Source organism: Butyrivibrio sp. MB2005, assembly GCF_000424285.1.
Classification (GTDB): Bacteria; Bacillota; Clostridia; order Lachnospirales; family Lachnospiraceae; genus Butyrivibrio.
This window is the reverse complement of record NZ_AUJP01000010.1, coordinates 207,987-226,671: the sequence shown is the minus strand read 5'-3', so window position 1 is coordinate 226,671 and position 18,685 is coordinate 207,987. Positions and strand designations below refer to the sequence as shown.

The 18,685-nt window shown below is 38.9% G+C and carries 24 protein-coding genes and 1 pseudogene; 19 read left to right on the top strand and 6 right to left on the bottom strand.

Translation table 11 applies throughout. From position 1 onward, the window contains the following. Positions 1-217 (bottom strand): annotated as a pseudogene (locus tag G610_RS24000) (IS1182 family transposase); the annotation flags it as partial. A 198-nt stretch (positions 218-415) separates the two neighbouring features. On the opposite strand from G610_RS24000, the gene G610_RS0106780 reads away from it, so the two are divergent. From G610_RS0106780 to G610_RS0106695, 17 genes are all read left to right on the top strand, one after another. Continuing rightward, positions 416-853, top strand: coding sequence for a DUF4869 domain-containing protein (locus tag G610_RS0106780; RefSeq protein WP_022775851.1), 438 nt, complete (start codon positions 416-418; stop codon positions 851-853). A 21-nt stretch (positions 854-874) separates the two neighbouring features. Continuing rightward, positions 875-1,852, top strand: a complete 978-nt coding sequence (locus G610_RS0106775; protein WP_026524192.1) for a hypothetical protein — start codon at positions 875-877, stop codon at positions 1,850-1,852. Positions 1,853-2,123: 271 nt separating this feature from the next. After that, the gene (locus G610_RS20025; protein WP_051197764.1) at positions 2,124-2,426 is read left to right on the top strand and encodes a DUF3795 domain-containing protein; all 303 of its coding nucleotides are present in this window, start codon (positions 2,124-2,126) and stop codon (positions 2,424-2,426) included. A 276-nt stretch (positions 2,427-2,702) separates the two neighbouring features. Further along, positions 2,703-3,236, top strand: a complete 534-nt coding sequence (locus G610_RS0106765; protein ID WP_026524191.1) for a metallophosphoesterase — start codon at positions 2,703-2,705, stop codon at positions 3,234-3,236. A 148-nt stretch (positions 3,237-3,384) separates the two neighbouring features. Then, entirely contained in the window at positions 3,385-3,990 is a 606-nt protein-coding gene (locus G610_RS0106760) for a DUF6088 family protein (protein ID WP_026524190.1), read from the top strand. Next, positions 3,987-4,982 carry a nucleotidyl transferase AbiEii/AbiGii toxin family protein gene (locus G610_RS0106755; protein WP_026524189.1) on the top strand — a complete coding sequence of 332 codons (996 nt, stop codon included), beginning with the start codon at positions 3,987-3,989 and terminating at the stop codon, positions 4,980-4,982. Before G610_RS0106760 ends, G610_RS0106755 begins: the two co-directional genes overlap by 4 nt. Before the next feature lie 18 nt (positions 4,983-5,000). Further along, positions 5,001-5,207, top strand: a complete 207-nt coding sequence (locus G610_RS20020) for an AbrB family transcriptional regulator (protein ID WP_035797097.1) — start codon at positions 5,001-5,003, stop codon at positions 5,205-5,207. Positions 5,208-5,849: 642 nt separating this feature from the next. Beyond that, on the top strand, positions 5,850-6,017 hold the full coding sequence (locus G610_RS23035) for a hypothetical protein (RefSeq protein ID WP_155830980.1): 168 nt from the start codon (positions 5,850-5,852) through the stop codon (positions 6,015-6,017). A 54-nt stretch (positions 6,018-6,071) separates the two neighbouring features. Next, the gene (locus tag G610_RS0106740; RefSeq protein ID WP_026524188.1) at positions 6,072-6,425 is read left to right on the top strand and encodes a helix-turn-helix domain-containing protein; all 354 of its coding nucleotides are present in this window, start codon (positions 6,072-6,074) and stop codon (positions 6,423-6,425) included. 197 nt (positions 6,426-6,622) lie between these two features. After that, positions 6,623-7,642, top strand: coding sequence for an ORF6N domain-containing protein (locus G610_RS20015; RefSeq protein WP_051197762.1), 1,020 nt, complete (start codon positions 6,623-6,625; stop codon positions 7,640-7,642). 35 nt (positions 7,643-7,677) lie between these two features. Next, positions 7,678-8,130 (top strand): GNAT family N-acetyltransferase, encoded by a 453-nt coding sequence (locus tag G610_RS0106730; protein WP_026524187.1) that lies wholly within the window; start codon positions 7,678-7,680, stop codon positions 8,128-8,130. A gap of 28 nt (positions 8,131-8,158) precedes the next feature. Further along, a complete protein-coding gene (locus G610_RS20010) occupies positions 8,159-8,707 on the top strand; it encodes a GNAT family N-acetyltransferase (protein ID WP_035797134.1) in 549 nt (182 codons plus the stop codon). Positions 8,708-8,957: 250 nt separating this feature from the next. Beyond that, positions 8,958-9,578 carry a hypothetical protein gene (locus G610_RS0106715; protein ID WP_155830979.1) on the top strand — a complete coding sequence of 207 codons (621 nt, stop codon included), beginning with the start codon at positions 8,958-8,960 and terminating at the stop codon, positions 9,576-9,578. 87 nt (positions 9,579-9,665) lie between these two features. Next, complete coding sequence (locus tag G610_RS0106710; RefSeq protein WP_026524185.1) at positions 9,666-10,385, top strand: LytR/AlgR family response regulator transcription factor; 720 nt, start codon at positions 9,666-9,668, stop codon at positions 10,383-10,385. Between the two features lie 12 nt (positions 10,386-10,397). Continuing rightward, positions 10,398-12,017 carry an ATP-binding protein gene (locus tag G610_RS0106705; RefSeq protein ID WP_026524184.1) on the top strand — a complete coding sequence of 540 codons (1,620 nt, stop codon included), beginning with the start codon at positions 10,398-10,400 and terminating at the stop codon, positions 12,015-12,017. A 31-nt stretch (positions 12,018-12,048) separates the two neighbouring features. Next, positions 12,049-13,362, top strand: a complete 1,314-nt coding sequence (locus G610_RS20005; protein WP_051197759.1) for an ABC transporter substrate-binding protein — start codon at positions 12,049-12,051, stop codon at positions 13,360-13,362. A gap of 137 nt (positions 13,363-13,499) precedes the next feature. Further along, positions 13,500-13,706, top strand: coding sequence for a hypothetical protein (locus tag G610_RS0106695; RefSeq protein WP_026524183.1), 207 nt, complete (start codon positions 13,500-13,502; stop codon positions 13,704-13,706). Positions 13,707-13,720: 14 nt separating this feature from the next. Here the strand turns inward: G610_RS0106695 and G610_RS0106690 are convergent, their stop codons facing one another. From G610_RS0106690 to G610_RS0106680, 3 genes are read right to left on the bottom strand one after another with little or no spacing between them, the layout of a single operon-like run. Beyond that, positions 13,721-14,323, bottom strand: a complete 603-nt coding sequence (locus G610_RS0106690; protein ID WP_026524182.1) for a TatD family nuclease-associated radical SAM protein — start codon at positions 14,321-14,323, stop codon at positions 13,721-13,723. Beyond that, positions 14,316-14,459 carry a hypothetical protein gene (locus tag G610_RS23030; RefSeq protein ID WP_155830978.1) on the bottom strand — a complete coding sequence of 48 codons (144 nt, stop codon included), beginning with the start codon at positions 14,457-14,459 and terminating at the stop codon, positions 14,316-14,318. Before G610_RS23030 ends, G610_RS0106690 begins: the two co-directional genes overlap by 8 nt. Before the next feature lie 45 nt (positions 14,460-14,504). After that, positions 14,505-15,335: a bifunctional hydroxymethylpyrimidine kinase/phosphomethylpyrimidine kinase gene (locus G610_RS0106680; protein WP_026524181.1), complete on the bottom strand. Its 831-nt coding sequence runs from the start codon at positions 15,333-15,335 to the stop codon at positions 14,505-14,507. Positions 15,336-15,740: 405 nt separating this feature from the next. Here G610_RS0106680 and abc-f point away from each other — a divergent pair, with 405 nt between their 5' ends. Beyond that, the gene (gene abc-f / locus G610_RS20000; protein WP_051197757.1) at positions 15,741-17,351 is read left to right on the top strand and encodes a ribosomal protection-like ABC-F family protein; all 1,611 of its coding nucleotides are present in this window, start codon (positions 15,741-15,743) and stop codon (positions 17,349-17,351) included. Next, on the top strand, positions 17,341-17,520 hold the full coding sequence (locus G610_RS0106670; protein WP_026497202.1) for a hypothetical protein: 180 nt from the start codon (positions 17,341-17,343) through the stop codon (positions 17,518-17,520). The genes abc-f and G610_RS0106670 overlap by 11 nt, the downstream gene beginning before the upstream one ends. Positions 17,521-17,670: 150 nt before the next feature. Here the strand turns inward: G610_RS0106670 and G610_RS19995 are convergent, their stop codons facing one another. Together G610_RS19995 and G610_RS0106660 are read right to left on the bottom strand one after the other, a co-directional pair. After that, on the bottom strand, positions 17,671-17,916 hold the full coding sequence (locus G610_RS19995) for a Fur family transcriptional regulator (protein WP_035796229.1): 246 nt from the start codon (positions 17,914-17,916) through the stop codon (positions 17,671-17,673). A gap of 12 nt (positions 17,917-17,928) precedes the next feature. After that, positions 17,929-18,504, bottom strand: a complete 576-nt coding sequence (locus G610_RS0106660) for a DUF3793 family protein (RefSeq protein WP_026524180.1) — start codon at positions 18,502-18,504, stop codon at positions 17,929-17,931. Between the last annotated feature and the right edge of the window lie 181 nt (positions 18,505-18,685).

The window sequence follows — 18,685 nt, the reverse complement described above, 5'->3', positions numbered from 1 at the left end:
TAAAACCGAATAGTACGGTCTTCAACATTTTGACTGGATTATATCTGATTCTGCCAAGCTTATGCTCTGGCACATTTTTCAGATACTTCTCAAGATTCATACCTCCCACGAGTTCGTCAAAAGTAAAAACCGGATCACAGATATCCAAACAATCTGAAATAAAAAATGGTAAAACGCCCTGATTTATAGTATTATAAGAATTGGTTTGATTGTTCATGGTAATATTTTACCATGAAAAAAGAGAAGTAATCGGCTGTTTCCAGCTATTACTTCTCTTTTTTTCATGGGCTTATTATTTCACAGCCCCATTTTGTACATTTGTAAAAATGATATAGTTCCGATGATAGGCGAAATGATGCTATAATATCATAAGATATACGGAAATAATGAGACTTCATTTATTAGGTGAACAAAAATGCTAAGAATATTTTTTGGTGAAAAAGAAGATGTAATGCATGGACCATCATGGTTCAGATTCAATTATGATGAAGAATGGCTGGCAGATCCTTTTGTGGAAGAGATGATGACTGATATAGATAAGTCACATTATAAGGGAGGACAGCTGATAGAAAGTGATGTTTTAGGACCAATTCCACCAGAGAAACTATCCGGTGGATTGCAAACTCTGATTTGCATTTATAAAAGACCTGATCTTGTTTTTAATGCCACAAGCTGTGGCGAAAACTGTGCAAAATGGCTTGCAGAGATTGGCAGAAGAGAGGATATCACCATTAATCTTAGGTATTATATGCCCTTTGATGATTGCAACGATATAGAGATTGAAATTCTTAATGATAATATCAAAGTAACAAATGCCAAGGATTATATGCATGAAGCATTAAAATATGTTTGATGACTAGGAAGTATTTTATATATGAAGAATAAACATCATGTAGTTGTTGAATCAAAACGACTAAAATATGAATTTGATATAAAGAGGAATATTACTGTTATTCAAGGCGATAGTGCTTCTGGAAAGACTACTCTTTTGGATCTATTGGGGACGCATTCTAGATATGGAAAAGAGAGTGGCATTAGTGTACAGTCAGATGTTCCTTGCGTGGTATTTGGTGGAGATGCTAGTCTTTGGAAGACTATTTTGGAAGTTTATAAAGATAGCATAGTGTTTATAGATGAAGATTATCCATTTATATATTCCAAAGATTTTGCAGAGTTGGTACAGGCTTCTTCAAATTATTTTGTTTTGATTACAAGACAGCCTCTATATAATCTGCCGTATAGTGTTCAGGAAATCTACGGCATCAGAACAACAGGTAAATACCACTATCCAGAGCAAGTTTATCATGAGTTTTACAGAATTTATGATGATTCAAATGAAACACTGGATAAAGAAGTTCTAGTGTTGGTAGAAGACTCAAAGTCGGGATATCAGTTCTTTTCTAAGGCATGCAAACAAGGCGAGTGTGTGAGTGTAGAAGGAAACTCACAGTTTGTTGGAAAAATCGAGAACGCCGAAGAAAATAAGAAAGTGGTTGTAATTGCTGATGGAGCAGCCTTTGGTGCCTATGTTGCCAAGGTCACTACTATAGCTAAAAGTAGAAAAGATGTAATGCTATATTTCCCAGAGTCATTCGAATGGCTAATTCTCAAATCAGGAGTAATTGGAATTAAGGACTTGGATGATATACTTGCTGAGCCTGAGAAATATATTGAAAGCAGGGAGTTCCTTAGCTGGGAGAGATATTTCACTGATCTGCTTATGACAGCAACTGCTGATGATAGCATTAAGAAATATGATAAGAGCCAGTTAAAGCCTTATTATATTGAAGGCAAGAACAAAGATGCTATTATCGCTGTTTTACCTGAAGAGTTAAGAAAAATCATGGGGTAAATAGGACTTATTTGTCCGCTATTTCTTAACCCCTTCATCCCAACTTGTGAAATAGTGGTGGGATGCTATATATAGATTGAGGTGACCACAGAAGAACTTAGGAAGCACTAATGTGTAATACTAAATGATGAATGAGAGGCATTCTTTTGTAGAGTGCCTCTATAATTTTGTGCGGAAATACTTGATTGTAGCTATTGTGTATGCTGGAAAGCCTTGCTGTGCTATGATTATTTAGTGCGGAAAGTACGCAAATTTCCAAGGGAGAGAATGCATGACAGATTTTACAACGATTACAGCTTGTGGGGAGTGTTGTGTAGGTTGTCCGAAAAAAATCGAAGGCTCATGCCCAGGGTGCATTGAAGCGGATGGATATGTACCAGAATGGGCGGGTTCAGGCAGATGTAAAGTTCATGCCTGTGCTAGAGAGCATGGCGTACAATTTTGTGGGCTTTGCAAGGAGTTTCCTTGTGAGAAACTGCCTGCAATGATTTCATGGAATCCTAACATCATAAATCACCTGACAACGCTGAGGGATGAGTATTTAAATGCAAAGGGAATTTCTTACGGTGAATAATACGTTAATTGTTGGACTCATCTAAGTATCTATGGAATGATGATTCGCCGCTTTGGTTCAGACCACAGCACAGGAATGTTGACGCTTTTAGAAAAGAGACATATACACATGTTGTAGGGCATACTCCAGTTGATAAGATCTATGAGGAAAATGGATTTATCTCAACGGATGTATTTTCTACTTATCGAGACGGACGGCAAATCGGTGAATCTGCGATGGTAGTGATTGATTCGGTATCGAGGGAGTTTGAGAAGATAGAAGTGTAAAGGGGCGCCAATGATATATTTTACAAGTGATTTACATCTTGGGCATAAAGGCATCATAACCATGCAGAACAGACCTTTTGAATCTGTAGAAGATATGAACCGGATACTACTTACAAACTACAATGCAGTTGTCGGTAAGGATGATACTGTCTATATTCTAGGAGATATTTGCCACCATATGAGTGTCGATCAAGCCAACAGTGTTATAGCTAGAATGAAGGGCAAGAAATATCTGATAAATGGGAATCATGATAAAAAATATGATCCAGCATTATTTGAAGACATAAAAGATTTCATGACGGTTTCACTTAATGGAAGATATTTCGCACTTATGCATTATCCTATGCTGTCATGGCCCAAGAAAAACAGCGGAAGTATTCAGCTACATGGGCACATACATGCGAGAATGGATTATAACGAGCAGAACAGGAACGAAGGTGTGCTCAGGTATGATGTCGGAGTGGATGCAAATAACTTTTATCCTGTGTCGGTGAAACAGATTATTGAGTTCTTTGGCAGTTGTTCGGAAATTCCGAATAACTGATTTGAAGTATGTTATGTTGTCACGATCTTTGCATAATAATTGTGACAGCTCGTCAGATAAGCTATAGAATTTATCTGACGAAAATGGTGAGAAATCTTGCAAATTCGTCAGATAAACTATATAATTTATCTGACGAAAGGAATGTAAGATGAGAGAAAAATATCAGATTGAAATAGAAAAAAGAATAGAGAATTCCAGCTCTGGCTATGCTTTTTCGGCTATAGATTTTATTGATATTGCTGGAACAGATCCTACCAACAAGGCATTATCGAGGCTTGGTGAATCTGGAACAATCAGGCGGGTCATAAAGGGAATATATGACAAGCCGTCTTACAGTAAGTTATTAGGAGAGTATAGTGCTCCTAATATTGAGAAAGTAGCAGAAGCTATTGCCAGAAAACATAACTGGACTATTGCTCCTTCAGGAGAGACGGCTTTAAATTATCTGCATTTATCTACACAGGTACCTAATACCTGGAGTTATATAAGTGATGGCCCATATCGTAAATATGAAATCGGTTCGTATCAGGTTGAGTTTAAGCATTGTGCCAATAAGGAAATATCTGGTAAAAGTTTCATTACGATAGCTGTCATTCAGGCAATTAAGTATATAGGTAAAGATAAAATACAGCAGGAAGATATAGAAAGATTATCAAATGTGCTGTCGAAGGCGGATAAGGAAATTATACTTTGTGAGGCAATAACTACGACAGCGTGGATATATAAAGTAATAAAGGAGATATGTATTAGGTGAGAAATGTATCATTACTCAGTAAAGAGGACAGGGAGGTCCTTTTTTCTCGTACAGCAGAGAAAATGAAAATGCATCCTTCTATTGTTGAAAAGGATTTTTGGGTGTGTTTTATGCTGGACCATCTATTTCATGATTGTATATATAAGGATGCGTTTGTATTTAAGGGAGGAACAAGTCTTTCAAAGTCCTACCATGTTATAGAGCGATTTTCCGAAGATATCGACCTGATATTGGATTGGAGAAAACTGACAGACAATACTAATCCTTGGGATGAGAGATCCAAGACAAAACAGGATCAGTATAACAAGGAAATAAATGCTCATGCGGCTTTATTCTATAGTGAAGAACTGGTTCCAACTTTAAATAAAGAATTAGCATTAAAACTTGGCAAGGGAGATTGGATGGAAGTTGATGCCAATGATCCTATGGTTGTGAATTTTAAATATCCAAGAGATTTTTCTATGGATTATTTAGTGCCTGTAGTCAGATTAGAGATAGGACCACTGGCTGAATGGATGCCATCTCATGTAACCAGAGTTGAGCCTTTTGTAGCAACAGAGTATCCGAATGCTTTTGAACAGAAAACAACAGATATTCTGACAATAGATGTTGAGAGAACCTTCTGGGAGAAACTTACAATACTTCATAAGATGGCTAATTTTCCGCAAGGAAAGGTTCTGCCTAGAAGATATGCAAGGCACTTATATGATGTTTATAGTATGGCAAATAGCTGGGTGAAAGAATCTGCCTTTGCTCGTAAGGAATTACTGCAGAAAGACGTTGTATTCAAGCAGAAGTTTTATTATGCCAAGAGTGCGCATTATGAAACAGCGACACTCAAAGAAATTAAGCTGATTCCTGCGGATTATATTATGGAAGAAGTAAGAGCGGATTATTCAGCTATGAAGAATATGATCTATGGTGCCTATCCTGATTTCGATAGTATATTGAACTGCCTTAATGAATTGGAAGATGAGATTCACAACCTGTAGGATTGGAGACTTATTACTATGACTGATACTAATGGCGACTTTGTAGAAGAAATCCGTTCAGAACTCATCAAAGAGGGATATTCTGGCCAGGAACTGCAAAAAGAATTTAAGAGCAGACAGGCGAAAGTAAGGCCTGCAGTTGAGAAAATGCTGGATGATGCTCACAAGATGGCAACTGGGGAGGTTAAATCAATGTCTTATGATGAAGTCTTCGGTGGGGAGTAACGTTTGGGGAACATAAATCCCTACGCACTGCATAAATCTTTAATGCAAATGCAGACTGATTCTGATTTTAGCACATACTTGGGGTGCGAATACATCCGTATGTACTAAGGAAGATGTAGCATATACAGTAAATATCAGGAAAATGTATTTGCTTAAATTTTTAACACCCATAATCATTATTTTTTCCAAAGGGTGATACAGTATTACTCCGTATATGTACATGCAAACATAGATGATTACGCATGTTGAGACTGTAGTATTGCTGACAAAGACAACCGCATAACCATGCGGGGTTGAGGGCTGTTTAGAAGGAAAATGGTCGACTAAAATCGAAGCAAAAAATATGTACTTTTGGCGGACGATGTACATTGGGGGATAGGTAAAAAGACCTACCTGCGGACAATGTTGTTGTACTCAAATATATAAGGATTTTACATCGTACGCCAAGATGTATCTTGATGGCCTTTGAGGTATTTAACTCCGCGGAGAGGTATCGAAAAGAGACAAAGATATTGGCGGACATAGAATAGACTTAAAAACTGTAGGCTTTGGTCTGCAGTTTTTTTGAGGAAAAATTACTATAGAATAATTAGAAAAAGATAATTTTGCTAACGATTATTCATGGTTGTTGAGGAAATAATTATGAGGCTTGCAAAATATGCTGATGATGTAAAACTGGAAGTTCTTCCTGAGCCAGATGCGTTCCTGACTCAGAAGGAAATAAAAAAGCAGTACAGAGTTTATATCAGAGAAGTGCAGAAACTGCTCAATGAGAAAGATAATAATTCCATTGAATATACTTTTGCGTGATGATATCATAACCGTAGTGGCGAATTATAATATATTCGTATATACGGAGGATGTATGACTATAAGCGAGAGAATATTCCAAATACTTAAGGAAAGAGATATTTCACAGGCATCATTCTGTAAGATGGTTGGTCTTTCAGGAAGTACCGTCAGTGATTGGAAAACCAAAAAGACCAATCCATCCGCGGATAAGATAATGGACATCTGTAATGCTCTCGATATAACACCTGAGCAGCTCCTTACCGGTAAAGACATAGATGATGACTATACCAAGCATACTGATATGGAAGTGAGCTTCGAAGATAAAGAGATTCTTGTTGAATACCATGAGCTTGGAGAGGAGCAGCAAAAGAGAGTTTTGGCGTATCTGAAGACTCTAAAAAAGCTGGAGGATTTGGAGAATATCTGAACTTGATGTCGATTTTTTTGACTTCAAGCGCATTGACAATGTCGAGCCTTCAAGGTGCAAAATAATCACCTTGAATAATATAAAAACACCAATATTCGCAGGCTTGGGATTGGCCGTGTGTTGAGACGTTTAGAGTGAAAAAATAATATATGCTTTTGCGGACGATTTTTTCGACCGCAAATTGTGAAAGGACAATTATGGCTCAAAAGACGAAAAACGAACTGAGAAATGCTGAACTGGAAAAATCAGAGATAGCTGTGATAGAGGTTACTGAGCAATACTTAAGGGAGCGACTGTATGATATTAGAGGGCGCAAGGTGATGCTGGATGCTGATTTGGCTGAGATATATGGATATAGTAATAAACGATTCAATGAGCAGGTGCGTAATAATATAGTTAAGTTTGATTCGGATTTTATGTTTGAACTTACTGAAGAAGAAACGGAAGATTTGCGGACGAAATTTCCGACCGCAAATATCAGTGCAAAGAGCAGATATAATCCTCATGTCTTTACAGAGCAAGGGTTGTATATGCTTATGACAGTTTTGAAGGGTGAACTTGCAACGAAGCAAAGCAAGGCTCTTGTGCGTACTTTTAAAATTATGAAGGATTGCATTATTAGTAATCAAGGACTTATCGGTCAACGCGAAGTTATGCAGCTTTCAATGCAGACTTCGGAGAACACTTTTGAAATCAAGAAGCTCCGCATGGATCTCGGATCTGTTGAGAAGCAGATGTCTGATGTTATGGATCAGCTTGGTGAGGTTGTGACGAAATCAGATCTGGCAGACATGATGAACAGCTTTGTAAATGATGAAGACAATGGCTGGCTCATGTTTAATACAAAGTATTCCAGTGCTGATGTGGCATATTCTTCTATCTATGGTCAGGCAAAGAAAACGATATATCTTGTGGATAACTATATTGGGCTTCGCACACTGGTATTACTGAAGAATGCTGCGCCTGGTGTTGATATCAATGTTTTCAGTGATAATGTGGGTGTAAATAAGTTGCACAACATCGAATTTAAGGATTTTTGCAAGGAATACCCGGGCCTAAAGATTTCTCTTCAAAAGACAGGAGGCATCTTTCATGACAGGTTTATAGTACTGGATTATGGGATCAAGGATGAAAGAGTATTCCTTTGTGGAGCCTTTTCTAAAGATGCAGGAGCAAGAATAACAAGTATAGTCGAAGATTTTGGAATTCAGAAATAGGAAAATAACGATGCGGCAAAAGGAGGGGACGGTAAATGACCACGTTCAGAAAAGCTGAAGTAACTGATGCAGAGGTGCTGGTAGACATATATAACTCTTCGTTTTTTGATGATTACGTAAAATATGGCGAATGTCCGGCATATGGAAGAACAAAAGAAGTGATGGAGCAGTCAATAATTGATTATCCTAAATTCCTGATCATTTTTGATAACAAACCGGTTGGCTGCATTTCATGTAAAGAGTTGGAAACCGGAAAATATGAAGTCGGATGTTTATGCGTTATTCCGGAGTTTCAGGGAAGAGGGATAGGAACCGCTGCAATGGAATTTGCAAAATCGTTCTATTCCGATTGGAAGCAGTTCACGTTGGTAACACCGGTGGACAAAACACAAAATGTCAAATTTTATACAGAAAAATGTGGCTTTGGTATTCGGTCCGAAGAAATGGATGGAAATGTTAAGGTCATCAGATTTGTATTGGAAAGATGAATAAAGTAAAGGGAATCAGGAATAAAAAATGATCAAACTTGAAACAGAAAGATTATACCTTAGAGACTACGAAGAAGCTGACTTTGAGGCATATTACAAATTGAAAACCGATGAAGAGACTATGTACTATATGCAGGATATCAAGCTTGATGATCGCGAGTCAGCCAGGGCTGAGTTTGAGGATGTGCTTGCGGACATGGAGAGTGAACATAGGAAATTTTATTTTCTTCATGTTGAATTAAAAGATACTCATGAACAGGTGGGCAGCATAGGTTATACATTAGTGGACGATACACCTGTGGGAAAGATTGTTCATCTTGGATATTTTACTTATCCAAAATTCTGGGGGAATGGATATATTTCAGAGGCGCTGAGGAAACTTCTGGAATTTGCATTTACCGAGAATAATGTGTATAGAGTTACCACAGGATGCCTTAAAGAGAATGTCCGCTCTGAGAGAGTCATGCAAAAGAACGGTATGATAAAAGAGGCAGAGCATATAGATTATGAGTGGCATGATGGACAGATGAAAACTCGCCTGGAGTACAGACTTTTGAAAAAGGAATGGAACAAATAAAGAAAAGCAAATGCGTGTAAAACAGGTCTTTATCAGTGCAAACTCAGGCCTGTTTTTGTGCGTTGTGAAATAATATGATTATGAGAAAGTTAAGGAATGGGTATTGTAGGAGGCAGGAAAATGGTAGTAAGTAAGACAAAATATGAAGCTTCGGAAGCGGAGATTAAGGAACTGTTTTCTTTACATAAAGTTGGTAACGTAACAGAAATTGCTACTCTTGGAGATGATGGAAGGTGAGCCCTTGTGGGCCATGAATTTTTCAGAAAAAGAATACGAAAATGTTCAAAAGCAGAAGATCGGCATGCTCTCCAAAATTCATAGAATTACAAACGACAGATTTGGCTACATGCAGATGGGACTTATGGATTCATGGTATGAAGCCCTTAAGCACATGGCATTTAGCCTGGTTAATGACTGCAAAGAACTTGGAAAAGACACTCCTGATGGGGAGAAGTTTTTAAGCCTTATTGATAAATATGAAAAGCTCCTCAGAGAAGTACCTTGCAGAATGGTGAATTTTGATCTCTGGGATAGCAATGTTTTATATAATGCTGGGATAGGAAAAATCTGCTGGATAGATCCTGAGCGCGGTTTTTGGGGTGATCCTGTTGCGGATTTTATCACACTTGGCCCCGGACAGAAGTCGCCGCTTTCTGATAAGCAGAAGGAACTTGATATTTATAATGGTATGGCAAAAGAGAAGATTCGGCTGACTAAAGAAACAGAGATCAGATATGCGCTGGCGGTTTGCTACCTTGCGCTAATTGAAGAAGTGGAAAAATATGTCAGATATGAAGAAGATGATCCCACTTACATCAGAAATACAGTTGATGCAAGAGATATGTATGATATGGCATTTGGGATCCTTTGACCTTTGTAGACTTGGTGAATAGTGATAGAATATTTATGTATGAAAAAGGCAGAAATATTCTATTTGTAAATGTAGGGGGAAATTACAATGCTTCGTATAGCAATATGTGATGACGACAGATCGGATAGAGAGCGTATTCATAGATTTGTTACTGAGTATCTTGAAATAAAAAACACACAGGCAGAGGTAAGGGTATTCGATCATCCTGATAAATTGATTCAGGAGTGCGAGAGCTTCAGACCACAGGTATATATTCTTGATATTGTAATGCCTATGGTAACCGGTATCCAGGCAGCGAGAGAACTGCGATGGAATCAGCCTGATGCACAGATTATTTTTGCCACATCTGAGAGTTCATTTGCGTTGGAATCCTTTGACGTAAACCCAATAAACTATATTGTAAAACCAGTAGATAAAGAGAAGCTTTTTTCTACATTGGATCTTGCTTTGTCCAGAATTCAGACTGATGACAGGAAATCCGTTATGGTCAAGATAAAAGGCGGTATGTGCACGTTGAGACTCGATGATATAATGTACATCGATTACCGCAATCATGTGGTTACTTATCACATGGCAAATGGGGAGGTCGTATCAACACCCACACTTAGAATAGGATTTTCCGAATATATGGATGAAAATCATTCTGATCAGGATTTTATCAGATGCCATGAATCAATCAGCGTTAATCTCGAAGCTATAGATAAATTGACAAAGACAGACATTACGCTGAGAAATAAAGAGCTTATTCCCGTATCAAAGAGCAGATATACCGAGGTTGCGGACAGATATATGGATTTCAGACTATAGAGGTGACAACTAATGCATGACTTTCTTTTGTATGCGATCATTATCAGTATATTTGGTATGTTCTTTGAGGGCTATATCATTTTCAAAAACCTCAAGAACAAGCTTCATGCATATCTTTTTCTTAACTGCATTGTGATGCTTGTAAATAATATAGGCTATCTTTTGCAGCTCCTATCAAAAACAGAAGATGAATATATTGCAGCGCTGAAGTTTTCTTACGCCGGGAGAGTATGGATAGTATTCTCTCTTTTTCTGTTTACGGTAGAGTTTTGTCATGTAAAGGTTCCAAGTTTTTTTATCAGAGCATTCATTCTCTTTAATACATTTACTTATGTAGTGGTGTTTACGCTGGAGAATCATAATCTTTATTATTCCAAGATGTGGTTTGACAAGGACGGACTTTTCCCGGTTCTTTTGCATAGAAATGGAATTGTTCATTCAATCTATATGCAGGTTCAGGCCATAGTTATTCTCATTAACTTTTACTGGCTGTTTAAAGAGCTTAGAAGATATAAAGGCAAGATAGCAAAAAAGCGTGCGATGATAATTATTGCGGGCTTTGTTGTTGAGTCCGTTCTTTTTATCTGCCAGATTACACATGCATTCTTTGTTACATATTTCTTTGATATTTCTGTATTTGGAAATGTGGCGGTTACAATTTCCATGTTCATCGCTATATTCAGATTCAATCTGCTTGGAATCATAGATATGGCAAGGGAATACATAGTTGACAGACTTTCCGAAGGCGTTATTGCCGTGGATGCAGATGACAGGCTTTCCTACTACAACGAGCATGCAAAGGAGCTTTATCCTGAGATTGTAAACGATCCGGAGGGGGTAGTTAAGCAGCTTCGTGAGGCTATTGTGAAGGGCAATACCCTAGAGATCGGGGACAGATTTTTTTCACCTGAGGAAAAAGAACTTTATGCAGAAGGTGAAGTTATCGGTAAGCTGTATGCTCTTGTGGATACCACAGTTTTAAAGCAAAAGGAGTATAAACTAAAAGCTGATGCAGCTATGCTGGAAATGGCTGCTGACAGTATGAAGGAGCGCCTCCATGCAACGGAAGAGATATTAAGCCAGGACAGAACCATGAGACATGACCGCAGACATTTTGAGGCTCTGGTTTTATCTCTGATTCAGGATGGAAAGGTGGACGAAGCAAGGGAGTGCCTTGAAGAGCGCTTATCACAGGAACCCCGCACGGGCTTAAGATACTGTGAAAATCCCACAGTTAATGCGGCTATAATGCATTATGTAACCGTGGCTGAGCGAAATAATATAAATGTAAAAGTGTCGGCTAATATTCCATTTAAGCCCGGAGTCGATGAGATGCAGCTTGCAATTGCGATCAGTAATCTGTTTGAGAACGCAATACATGCTTGCGAAAAAGTTCCGGAAGCCGAGCGCTTTATTGAGATCACTGCTAAGTTCAAGCAGCAGCTTCTGTTTGAGATTGTTAATTCCTGTGATGGAAAAACAGAGCTTAACGAGGAGGGATATCCCGTGACATCCGAGGTAGGGCATGGCATCGGAACCCGCAGCGTTCTTGATTTTGTAAAGAAGTCAAACAGTGAGATAAGATATATTACAGAAGATAATAAGTTTAAAGTACGAATGATGGTTGGTTGAGGAACTATAAATGTTCCGGGGAGACTGGATAATGAAACGAGGAATATTGTTTCTTCTTACTATGATCATGTGTCCGATTATTATGTCAGGATGCGGGATGCAAAAGCAGAGAGATGTTACTACTGTAACCTTCCAGACCTGGAATCCGGCGGACACAGGACCAGACAGTCCGATTTATAAGATCATAGATTCTTTTGAAAAAGAAAATCCTGATATTAAAATTAATTATGTTTTTGTAGGCTTTGGAGATTATCAGGATCATCTTCGCGTAGAGCTGATGGGAAATAACGGACCGGATGTATTTGGAATTCCTTCGGGAGTATTTTTTGATACATCAAAGGTCTTTGAAGAAGAGCTGACGCCCTACTGTGAGGAAGCCTGGGGATCTGACTGGCAGAGCAAATTCTTTGATTCATGCATCACAGCGGTAAGTGATGAGCATGGGGATATATACGGACTGCCTCTTGGGCAGACCTACGCCGGGTATTTATGGGCTGACGTGAACATGCTAAAAGAGTATGGCTGCGAAGTTCCAAGAAGCTACAAAGAAATGCTGGAAACATGTTTAAAGCTTCGGGAAAACGGTCAATATCCCATGGCGATCGGCGCCAAAGATGCATGGCTTAGTCATGATGTGTGGATGTCCATAGCCGCTGATTGCGACAGGGACGCATTATATGATGCCATAGAAGGCAAGGGCAGCTTTGAGACAGAGCCCATTATTGAATCCTTCAGGATTTGGCAGGACAGCTTCACTAACGGAGTATTTCAGGACAAAGCCATAAAAATGCCACTGTACGATACCGTTAATGACATGTTCCAGAAAGAGGGAAGCATTCCGATGTTTGCAAATGGTTCCTGGGCTATGAACATGTATACAATTAGCGATGAAAAGACCCAGAAAAATTTCAACGGACAGGGAGCAGACCATGATATTTTCCTGATCGATTGGAATGACGATGGAAGAGTGTCTCCGGTAACAGCTGCTGTTGATGTAATTCTTTGCCTTAATCCTGAGTCCAAGGTTAAGGAAGCGGCATTCAAATGGATGGATTATTTAGTTAACGAGGGCCAGGAACTACTGGTAAATCAGTATCTGGAATACATGCCATCCCGCTCGGATATGACATTAAATGTTCAGGGATTAAATGAGGATGGACAAAAGAATCTTGAAAACATAATTGAAAACGGAAAGACAAATGTCGCAGGCCCCCGAATAATAAAATATGAAGATCTGAGTCTTGCTGTCAGGGATGCTTTGGAGGATCTTGCTAAAGGTACTATCACTCCGGAGGAAGCAGCTGCCAGAGTGCAGGAAGTATCACGAAATACAATACGTCAATAGCCCTCTTTTTCGGGAAACCGAATTTACGAATACAGTGAAAAACAGACCAGATTCGGTGCACGATAAGGTCTGTTTTTTATTGCATGATAGAGTAAATATATAGAAAAGTATTAAATGCCAGGAGGAAAGAGAGGTTTATGGAAAAAAAGGCAAATAGATATGAAATACCCAAAAGAGATGGAAGTGTATGGCCGGATGACATCTGCCCGGCATATACACCCAGGGAAGATGCCATTCCTTCAATACAGGGCTGCTGGTACTGCAAATATGCAGATTTCCATCTCAAAGAAGAACGTGCACTTGAGGTCGGAATATGCAGCTGGCCCAAGAAAATAATAGATTAGGGAAATAGTGATATTCAGTTACTGCTATACTTTCTTATCCTAAGTGGAATATCATGTTCTTTGGACAGGGCAATGCACCTGTCTTTTTCCTCTTCCGGAAAAACATCTACGATAGACCAGCGGACATCGCCGATAACTTCGCGGGCCCTTTTTGTGAATTCGAGCATGTTTTCATAACCATTATCGAGGGTAGGTCTTGTTACCTCCTCATATTCCTTTTTTGAAGGCGCGTTAAGACTTACAGAGACGCTGTCTATGACCGTTGCTAATTCAGGGACTATGTCACGACCGTTTTCTGCTGAACCCTGGCCATTAGTATTGAGCCTGGTTTTAAGACCTTTTTCTTTTTTGGCATAGGCAGCAGCATCAAGAAGAATATCAAGCTGGCAGGTGGGTTCACCGTAGCCGCAAAAGACAAGTTCCTTATATCCTGTAAAATCAAAGTTTTTAATTGCGTCTATAACCTCTTCTTTTGAGGGATTAACCTGATGCCACAATGTGTCTGCATCACCAACACCGTCTTTTACAAATCTGATGCAAAAAGTGCACCTGCAATTACATTTGTTAGTTATATTGGCATACACGGAATCTTTGTATGTATAGATAATATCAGCCATTTACTGCCACCACCTTTGATTTCATTTTAACTCTGTCAAGAGTCTGTCCAAGAAGCAGGAAAAAGATCATACTGCCACCGGATTGCACCAGGCCTCCCGTGAAGCCGGATAGAAGAGCTGCTTCAAATCCAAACATGATTGTAAATTCTGCTGTTTCTGTTTTTCATAGTTAGTCCTCCTCTTACAATATGAGCATTTTTAAATTTTTCTCGTATTCAACACCGGCATTAGGTGACGTAGCCGGGGATGTATCTTTTACAGAAGTGTATATAAATCTGCTTGCAAGATCAGCCGCATCGAAAGCGCTTTTCCCTGATATAAAAGCTCCGAGAAATGCTGCGGCAAAAAGATCTCCTGTACCTGAATAATGAACTCTGTTACTTTTGGAGGAAATGAGCCGGCTGACACCATTTTCCAAAATATAGTTACCAACTTCGTCATCATCTTCCATGGGAATACCGGTAACTGTAATAATTTTTCCCTGATCGCCGCCAATCAACATGGATAATCTGCTAATCTCGCTGATCAGCTTTTCGCTCTTTAGCTTCATTATGGTTTCCGGGTCTTCACCTGCAAGGAGTATCAGCTCCGTGAGGTTTGGAGTGATTATGTCAGCTTCTTTTGTCATTTCACGTATCGTGTGAAGCAGATCCACGGAGAAATTCTTATATGTTTTCCCATCGTCGCCAAGCACCGGATCAACAAGTACAGTAGTGTTATCTGTCTTGAACTGTCTTATAAAATCTAAAGAGTTAAGTGCCTGCGTTTGGCTCATCATAAAGCCTGTTATTATCCCCTCGAAGGTTTCTGACTGCTTTTTCCATTCCCTTGTATATTCAGGTATGATGCCTGTCAGGTCCTTGCTGTAAAAGGAAGGATATCCTGTCTGAGCGCTAAGTACTGCGGTAGGCACGGGACAACATTGTATTCCCATTGCAGATAAAACAGTCATATCCACTACCAATGAACATTTCCCAAAACCTGAAAGATCATTTATTGCTGCTACTTTCATGAGTTCTTTGCTCCTTTATCGCTTTGCTTTGATAAAGAATATATTCCAAAATTTGGTATCATTGAAATAGTCAGTTTTGATTATTTTATTAATACCAGATTAAAAAGTATTGTTTTTACTTCCCAAAAGTGATAGCCTAATAATTAGTAAAAAGAAAGGCACGCATCATGCGTGTAGGTGAAGAAATGAGATATTGATAATTTGATTTGGTTAACGCGAACGAAGAATTTGAATGGCCCAGAGGGGTTTGTTTGTGTATGCCGAATTAGATTATCGTATTCGTTTTGAAGCCGCCCACAGGGATGCTCTTTTTGGCATATATCGGGTCTTCATTTGTACGTATAATCTGCTTTCGGCATAAAGCAGATTTTTTTGTGCCATTTTTTTATAACGGAGGTGGTGTGTATGGCACAAATACAGGTGATAGACCTGACTTTTTCTTATGATGGAAGTGCAGATGATGTACTTCAGGATATTTCATTTAGCATTGATACAAATTGGAAGCTTGGACTTATTGGCAGAAATGGAAAAGGTAAAACTACGCTGCTTAATCTTTTCATGGGAAGATATGAGTACAGAGGAAGTATTAAAGCCGGTACCCGTTTCGATTATTTTCCTTACAAGGTAGACGAATCTGATTATTCTCGGAACACCATAGACCTTTTGGAAAAATGGAAACCGCAGATTGAGCAATGGCAGGTGATGATTCAGATGAACGAGCTGCGGATGGATTCGGAATGTCTATATAGGCCGTTTGGAACGCTTAGCTTTGGTGAGCGTACAAGGGTCATGCTTGCGGTACTGTTTGCAGCAGAGAACGAGTTTCTTTTGATTGACGAGCCCACTAATCATCTTGATAGCAGGGCACGGGATATTGTAAAAGACTATCTTTCCTCTAAAAAGGGCTTTATTCTGGTATCCCATGATCGAGATTTGCTTGATGGTGTATGCGATCATGTGCTTGTAATGAACCGGTTCACGATAGAGGTCCAGGCAGGCAATTTTACGACATGGTGGGAAAATAAAGAAAAGAAGGATATTTTTGCCAAGGCGGAAAATGAAAAGCATCTTAAGGAAATCAGTAAGCTTAAGGTTGCTGCTGACAGAAACAGCAGGTGGGCAGAAAAAAATGAAAATACAAAGATAGGATTCGATCCCATCAAGGAGCATGACAGAAGCATAAGTACCAGGTCATTTATCGGTGCGAAAACAAAAAAGATGCAGTCCCGGGTAAAGGCTGTAGAAAAGCGCATAGATCATGAAATTGAGGAAAAAGAGGGATTGCTTCAGGATATTGAGAAGGTTACGGATCTGAAGCTGGAACCTTTGACATTCCATAAAGAAGTGCTGGTAAATGCAATTGACCTGTCCCTGAAATATGATGATGCTGAAAATGAGTTGTTCTCAGACCTTCGTTTTCAGGTAAAGAGAGGAGATAGAATAATCCTTTCAGGAGAAAACGGGTGCGGGAAGTCCAGTATATTAAAAGCTGTATTACAGAGAATAAATGACGGAGAATACAACCATGATTTGGGATTGTCTGTAGCCGGTGAGCTTAGTGTTGCTGCCGGTATGACAGTTTCGTATGTAAGCCAGGATACATCATTTTTATCCGGCTCTCTTAGGAAGTTTTGTGAGAAAAAGGGACTTAACGAAAGCTTATTTCTTGCAATTCTAAGACAGCTTGATTTTGGACGTGAGCAGTTTGTAAAGAACATGGAAGATTTTTCAGAAGGCCAGAAAAAGAAGGTCCTTATTGCAGCAAGCCTGATAACACCGGCGCATTTATACATATGGGACGAGCCTCTCAATTTTATAGATGTATTCTCCCGTATGCAGATTGAAAAACTTATCCTGGAATACAAGCCAACCATGCTTCTTGTTGAGCATGATGTGAGATTTCAGGAAAAGGTTGGCACCGGCGTAATTACAGTAGGAAGTGCCTTAAAGGACATGGTCGGGACGGAGTTATATGGCCCAATAGAATTTAGAGGGGGAGCCTATAATGTTCTATAATGCGAAAAATGAAAATATCCAACTGGATGGTTCTGACTGCGATTATATCAGTTTTGGAACAGGAAAAGAGAATCTTATTATGCTTCCCGGAGTTGGGGATGGATTTAAAACAGCAAGAGGTATAGCAGTGCCCTTTGCTTTTATACTGGATTATCTTACAGCTCTGTGACACTGACATGTTGACATTAGTTTTATTCACGTGTATATTGAAAAAATATTTTTCGAGGATATGAAATGAATTTATTTTTATTAAACAGCTTAAGACGCAGACAGAGAAGACATAAGTTCTTGTAATCATTGCTTAGAAAAGCAACAAATATTATTCCTCTGCACCTGTCAGAGAAATCATATCTATATGCTTTAAGATTCCAACATCTTCAAGCAGTCTTATCATACGGTAAACTGTAGCAGTTCCGACGGTGCTGTCCTTGGAAACTACCTTGTGGTAGATTTCCTTGCAGGAGGCACCGTCACTGCTGAGGATTATATCCAGTATGAGCTTTCTTTGTTTGGTTATTCTAAAACCATTATCCTTTAATAGAGATATTACATATTCATTACTCATCAAGGCCTTCCTTTATGAAGCAGCTGATCTGCTGCGGGCTGTATTTACTACCATCTGAGATAAGCATCTGCCTCCGGACAGGCATTTTTTGTAGATCTCAGTACATTTTCTGTAGCTTGAAAAAGTCTTTTCTGCTTTTTCCTTATCACCATAAACTTTCCAATAGCCAACGCATTTAACGCCCTTTCTTGTGTCCTCCATGAAGCCTTTAACATCTACAGGAGGATAACCCAGGAAAAGACCAATCTCATGGGGGAAGGATCCATCATTATGAATGTGGTGAATGAGGTGAACAATATCACTTTCTATGGAGTTGCAGCTATATCCTTTTTTAAGAAGGATATCCTTAGCTTCTTTTGATGAAAGGTCAGCTTTTAGTTTGTCCGGGCGGTATAGGTAGAGCAGAACATTTTTCTCTGTTATCTTAAGCGGAATGGCACGAAGCCCCTTTTCCGTAAAGCACTGATTTAATTCACAAAGTTCTTCCTTTATATCTGATATAAGACTTCTGTCTATTGTAAAAATGTTTCCCGTTTTAATTCCTGCTAATGTGGGTGAGCAATTCTCAACTATGATATTATCAGGCATTATTATGGCTCCTCCGATAAAAAATTTTAGTAAAGCGTTAGCAATTGCTAACGAAATTATAACCTATTGTAATTATGTTAGCAATAGGTAACTTTAAATAGCGATGAAACAACATTCCATCGCATAATATTTTTTGTTATCTAATTGTGCAAAATAAGTATTTAATGGGCGATTAAGATGA

What these genes read in the sequence shown, in the direction of transcription:
- G610_RS0106780 (WP_022775851.1), top strand. Translation starts at nt 416, where the DNA reads ATGCTAAGAATATTTTTTGGTGAAAAAGAAGATGTAATGCATGGACCA.
- G610_RS0106775 (WP_026524192.1), top strand. Translation starts at nt 875, where the DNA reads ATGAAGAATAAACATCATGTAGTTGTTGAATCAAAACGACTAAAATAT.
- G610_RS20025 (WP_051197764.1), top strand. Translation starts at nt 2,124, where the DNA reads ATGACAGATTTTACAACGATTACAGCTTGTGGGGAGTGTTGTGTAGGT.
- G610_RS0106765 (WP_026524191.1), top strand. Translation starts at nt 2,703, where the DNA reads ATGATATATTTTACAAGTGATTTACATCTTGGGCATAAAGGCATCATA.
- G610_RS0106760 (WP_026524190.1), top strand. Translation starts at nt 3,385, where the DNA reads ATGAGAGAAAAATATCAGATTGAAATAGAAAAAAGAATAGAGAATTCC.
- G610_RS20020 (WP_035797097.1), top strand. Translation starts at nt 5,001, where the DNA reads ATGACTGATACTAATGGCGACTTTGTAGAAGAAATCCGTTCAGAACTC.
- G610_RS23035 (WP_155830980.1), top strand. Translation starts at nt 5,850, where the DNA reads ATGAGGCTTGCAAAATATGCTGATGATGTAAAACTGGAAGTTCTTCCT.
- G610_RS0106740 (WP_026524188.1), top strand. Translation starts at nt 6,072, where the DNA reads ATGACTATAAGCGAGAGAATATTCCAAATACTTAAGGAAAGAGATATT.
- G610_RS20015 (WP_051197762.1), top strand. Translation starts at nt 6,623, where the DNA reads ATGGCTCAAAAGACGAAAAACGAACTGAGAAATGCTGAACTGGAAAAA.
- G610_RS0106730 (WP_026524187.1), top strand. Translation starts at nt 7,678, where the DNA reads ATGACCACGTTCAGAAAAGCTGAAGTAACTGATGCAGAGGTGCTGGTA.
- G610_RS20010 (WP_035797134.1), top strand. Translation starts at nt 8,159, where the DNA reads ATGATCAAACTTGAAACAGAAAGATTATACCTTAGAGACTACGAAGAA.
- G610_RS0106715 (WP_155830979.1), top strand. Translation starts at nt 8,958, where the DNA reads ATGAATTTTTCAGAAAAAGAATACGAAAATGTTCAAAAGCAGAAGATC.
- G610_RS0106710 (WP_026524185.1), top strand. Translation starts at nt 9,666, where the DNA reads ATGCTTCGTATAGCAATATGTGATGACGACAGATCGGATAGAGAGCGT.
- G610_RS0106705 (WP_026524184.1), top strand. Translation starts at nt 10,398, where the DNA reads ATGCATGACTTTCTTTTGTATGCGATCATTATCAGTATATTTGGTATG.
- G610_RS20005 (WP_051197759.1), top strand. Translation starts at nt 12,049, where the DNA reads ATGAAACGAGGAATATTGTTTCTTCTTACTATGATCATGTGTCCGATT.
- G610_RS0106695 (WP_026524183.1), top strand. Translation starts at nt 13,500, where the DNA reads ATGGAAAAAAAGGCAAATAGATATGAAATACCCAAAAGAGATGGAAGT.
- G610_RS0106690 (WP_026524182.1), bottom strand. Translation starts at nt 14,323, where the DNA reads ATGGCTGATATTATCTATACATACAAAGATTCCGTGTATGCCAATATA.
- G610_RS23030 (WP_155830978.1), bottom strand. Translation starts at nt 14,459, where the DNA reads ATGTTTGGATTTGAAGCAGCTCTTCTATCCGGCTTCACGGGAGGCCTG.
- G610_RS0106680 (WP_026524181.1), bottom strand. Translation starts at nt 15,335, where the DNA reads ATGAAAGTAGCAGCAATAAATGATCTTTCAGGTTTTGGGAAATGTTCA.
- abc-f (WP_051197757.1), top strand. Translation starts at nt 15,741, where the DNA reads ATGGCACAAATACAGGTGATAGACCTGACTTTTTCTTATGATGGAAGT.
- G610_RS0106670 (WP_026497202.1), top strand. Translation starts at nt 17,341, where the DNA reads ATGTTCTATAATGCGAAAAATGAAAATATCCAACTGGATGGTTCTGAC.
- G610_RS19995 (WP_035796229.1), bottom strand. Translation starts at nt 17,916, where the DNA reads ATGAGTAATGAATATGTAATATCTCTATTAAAGGATAATGGTTTTAGA.
- G610_RS0106660 (WP_026524180.1), bottom strand. Translation starts at nt 18,504, where the DNA reads ATGCCTGATAATATCATAGTTGAGAATTGCTCACCCACATTAGCAGGA.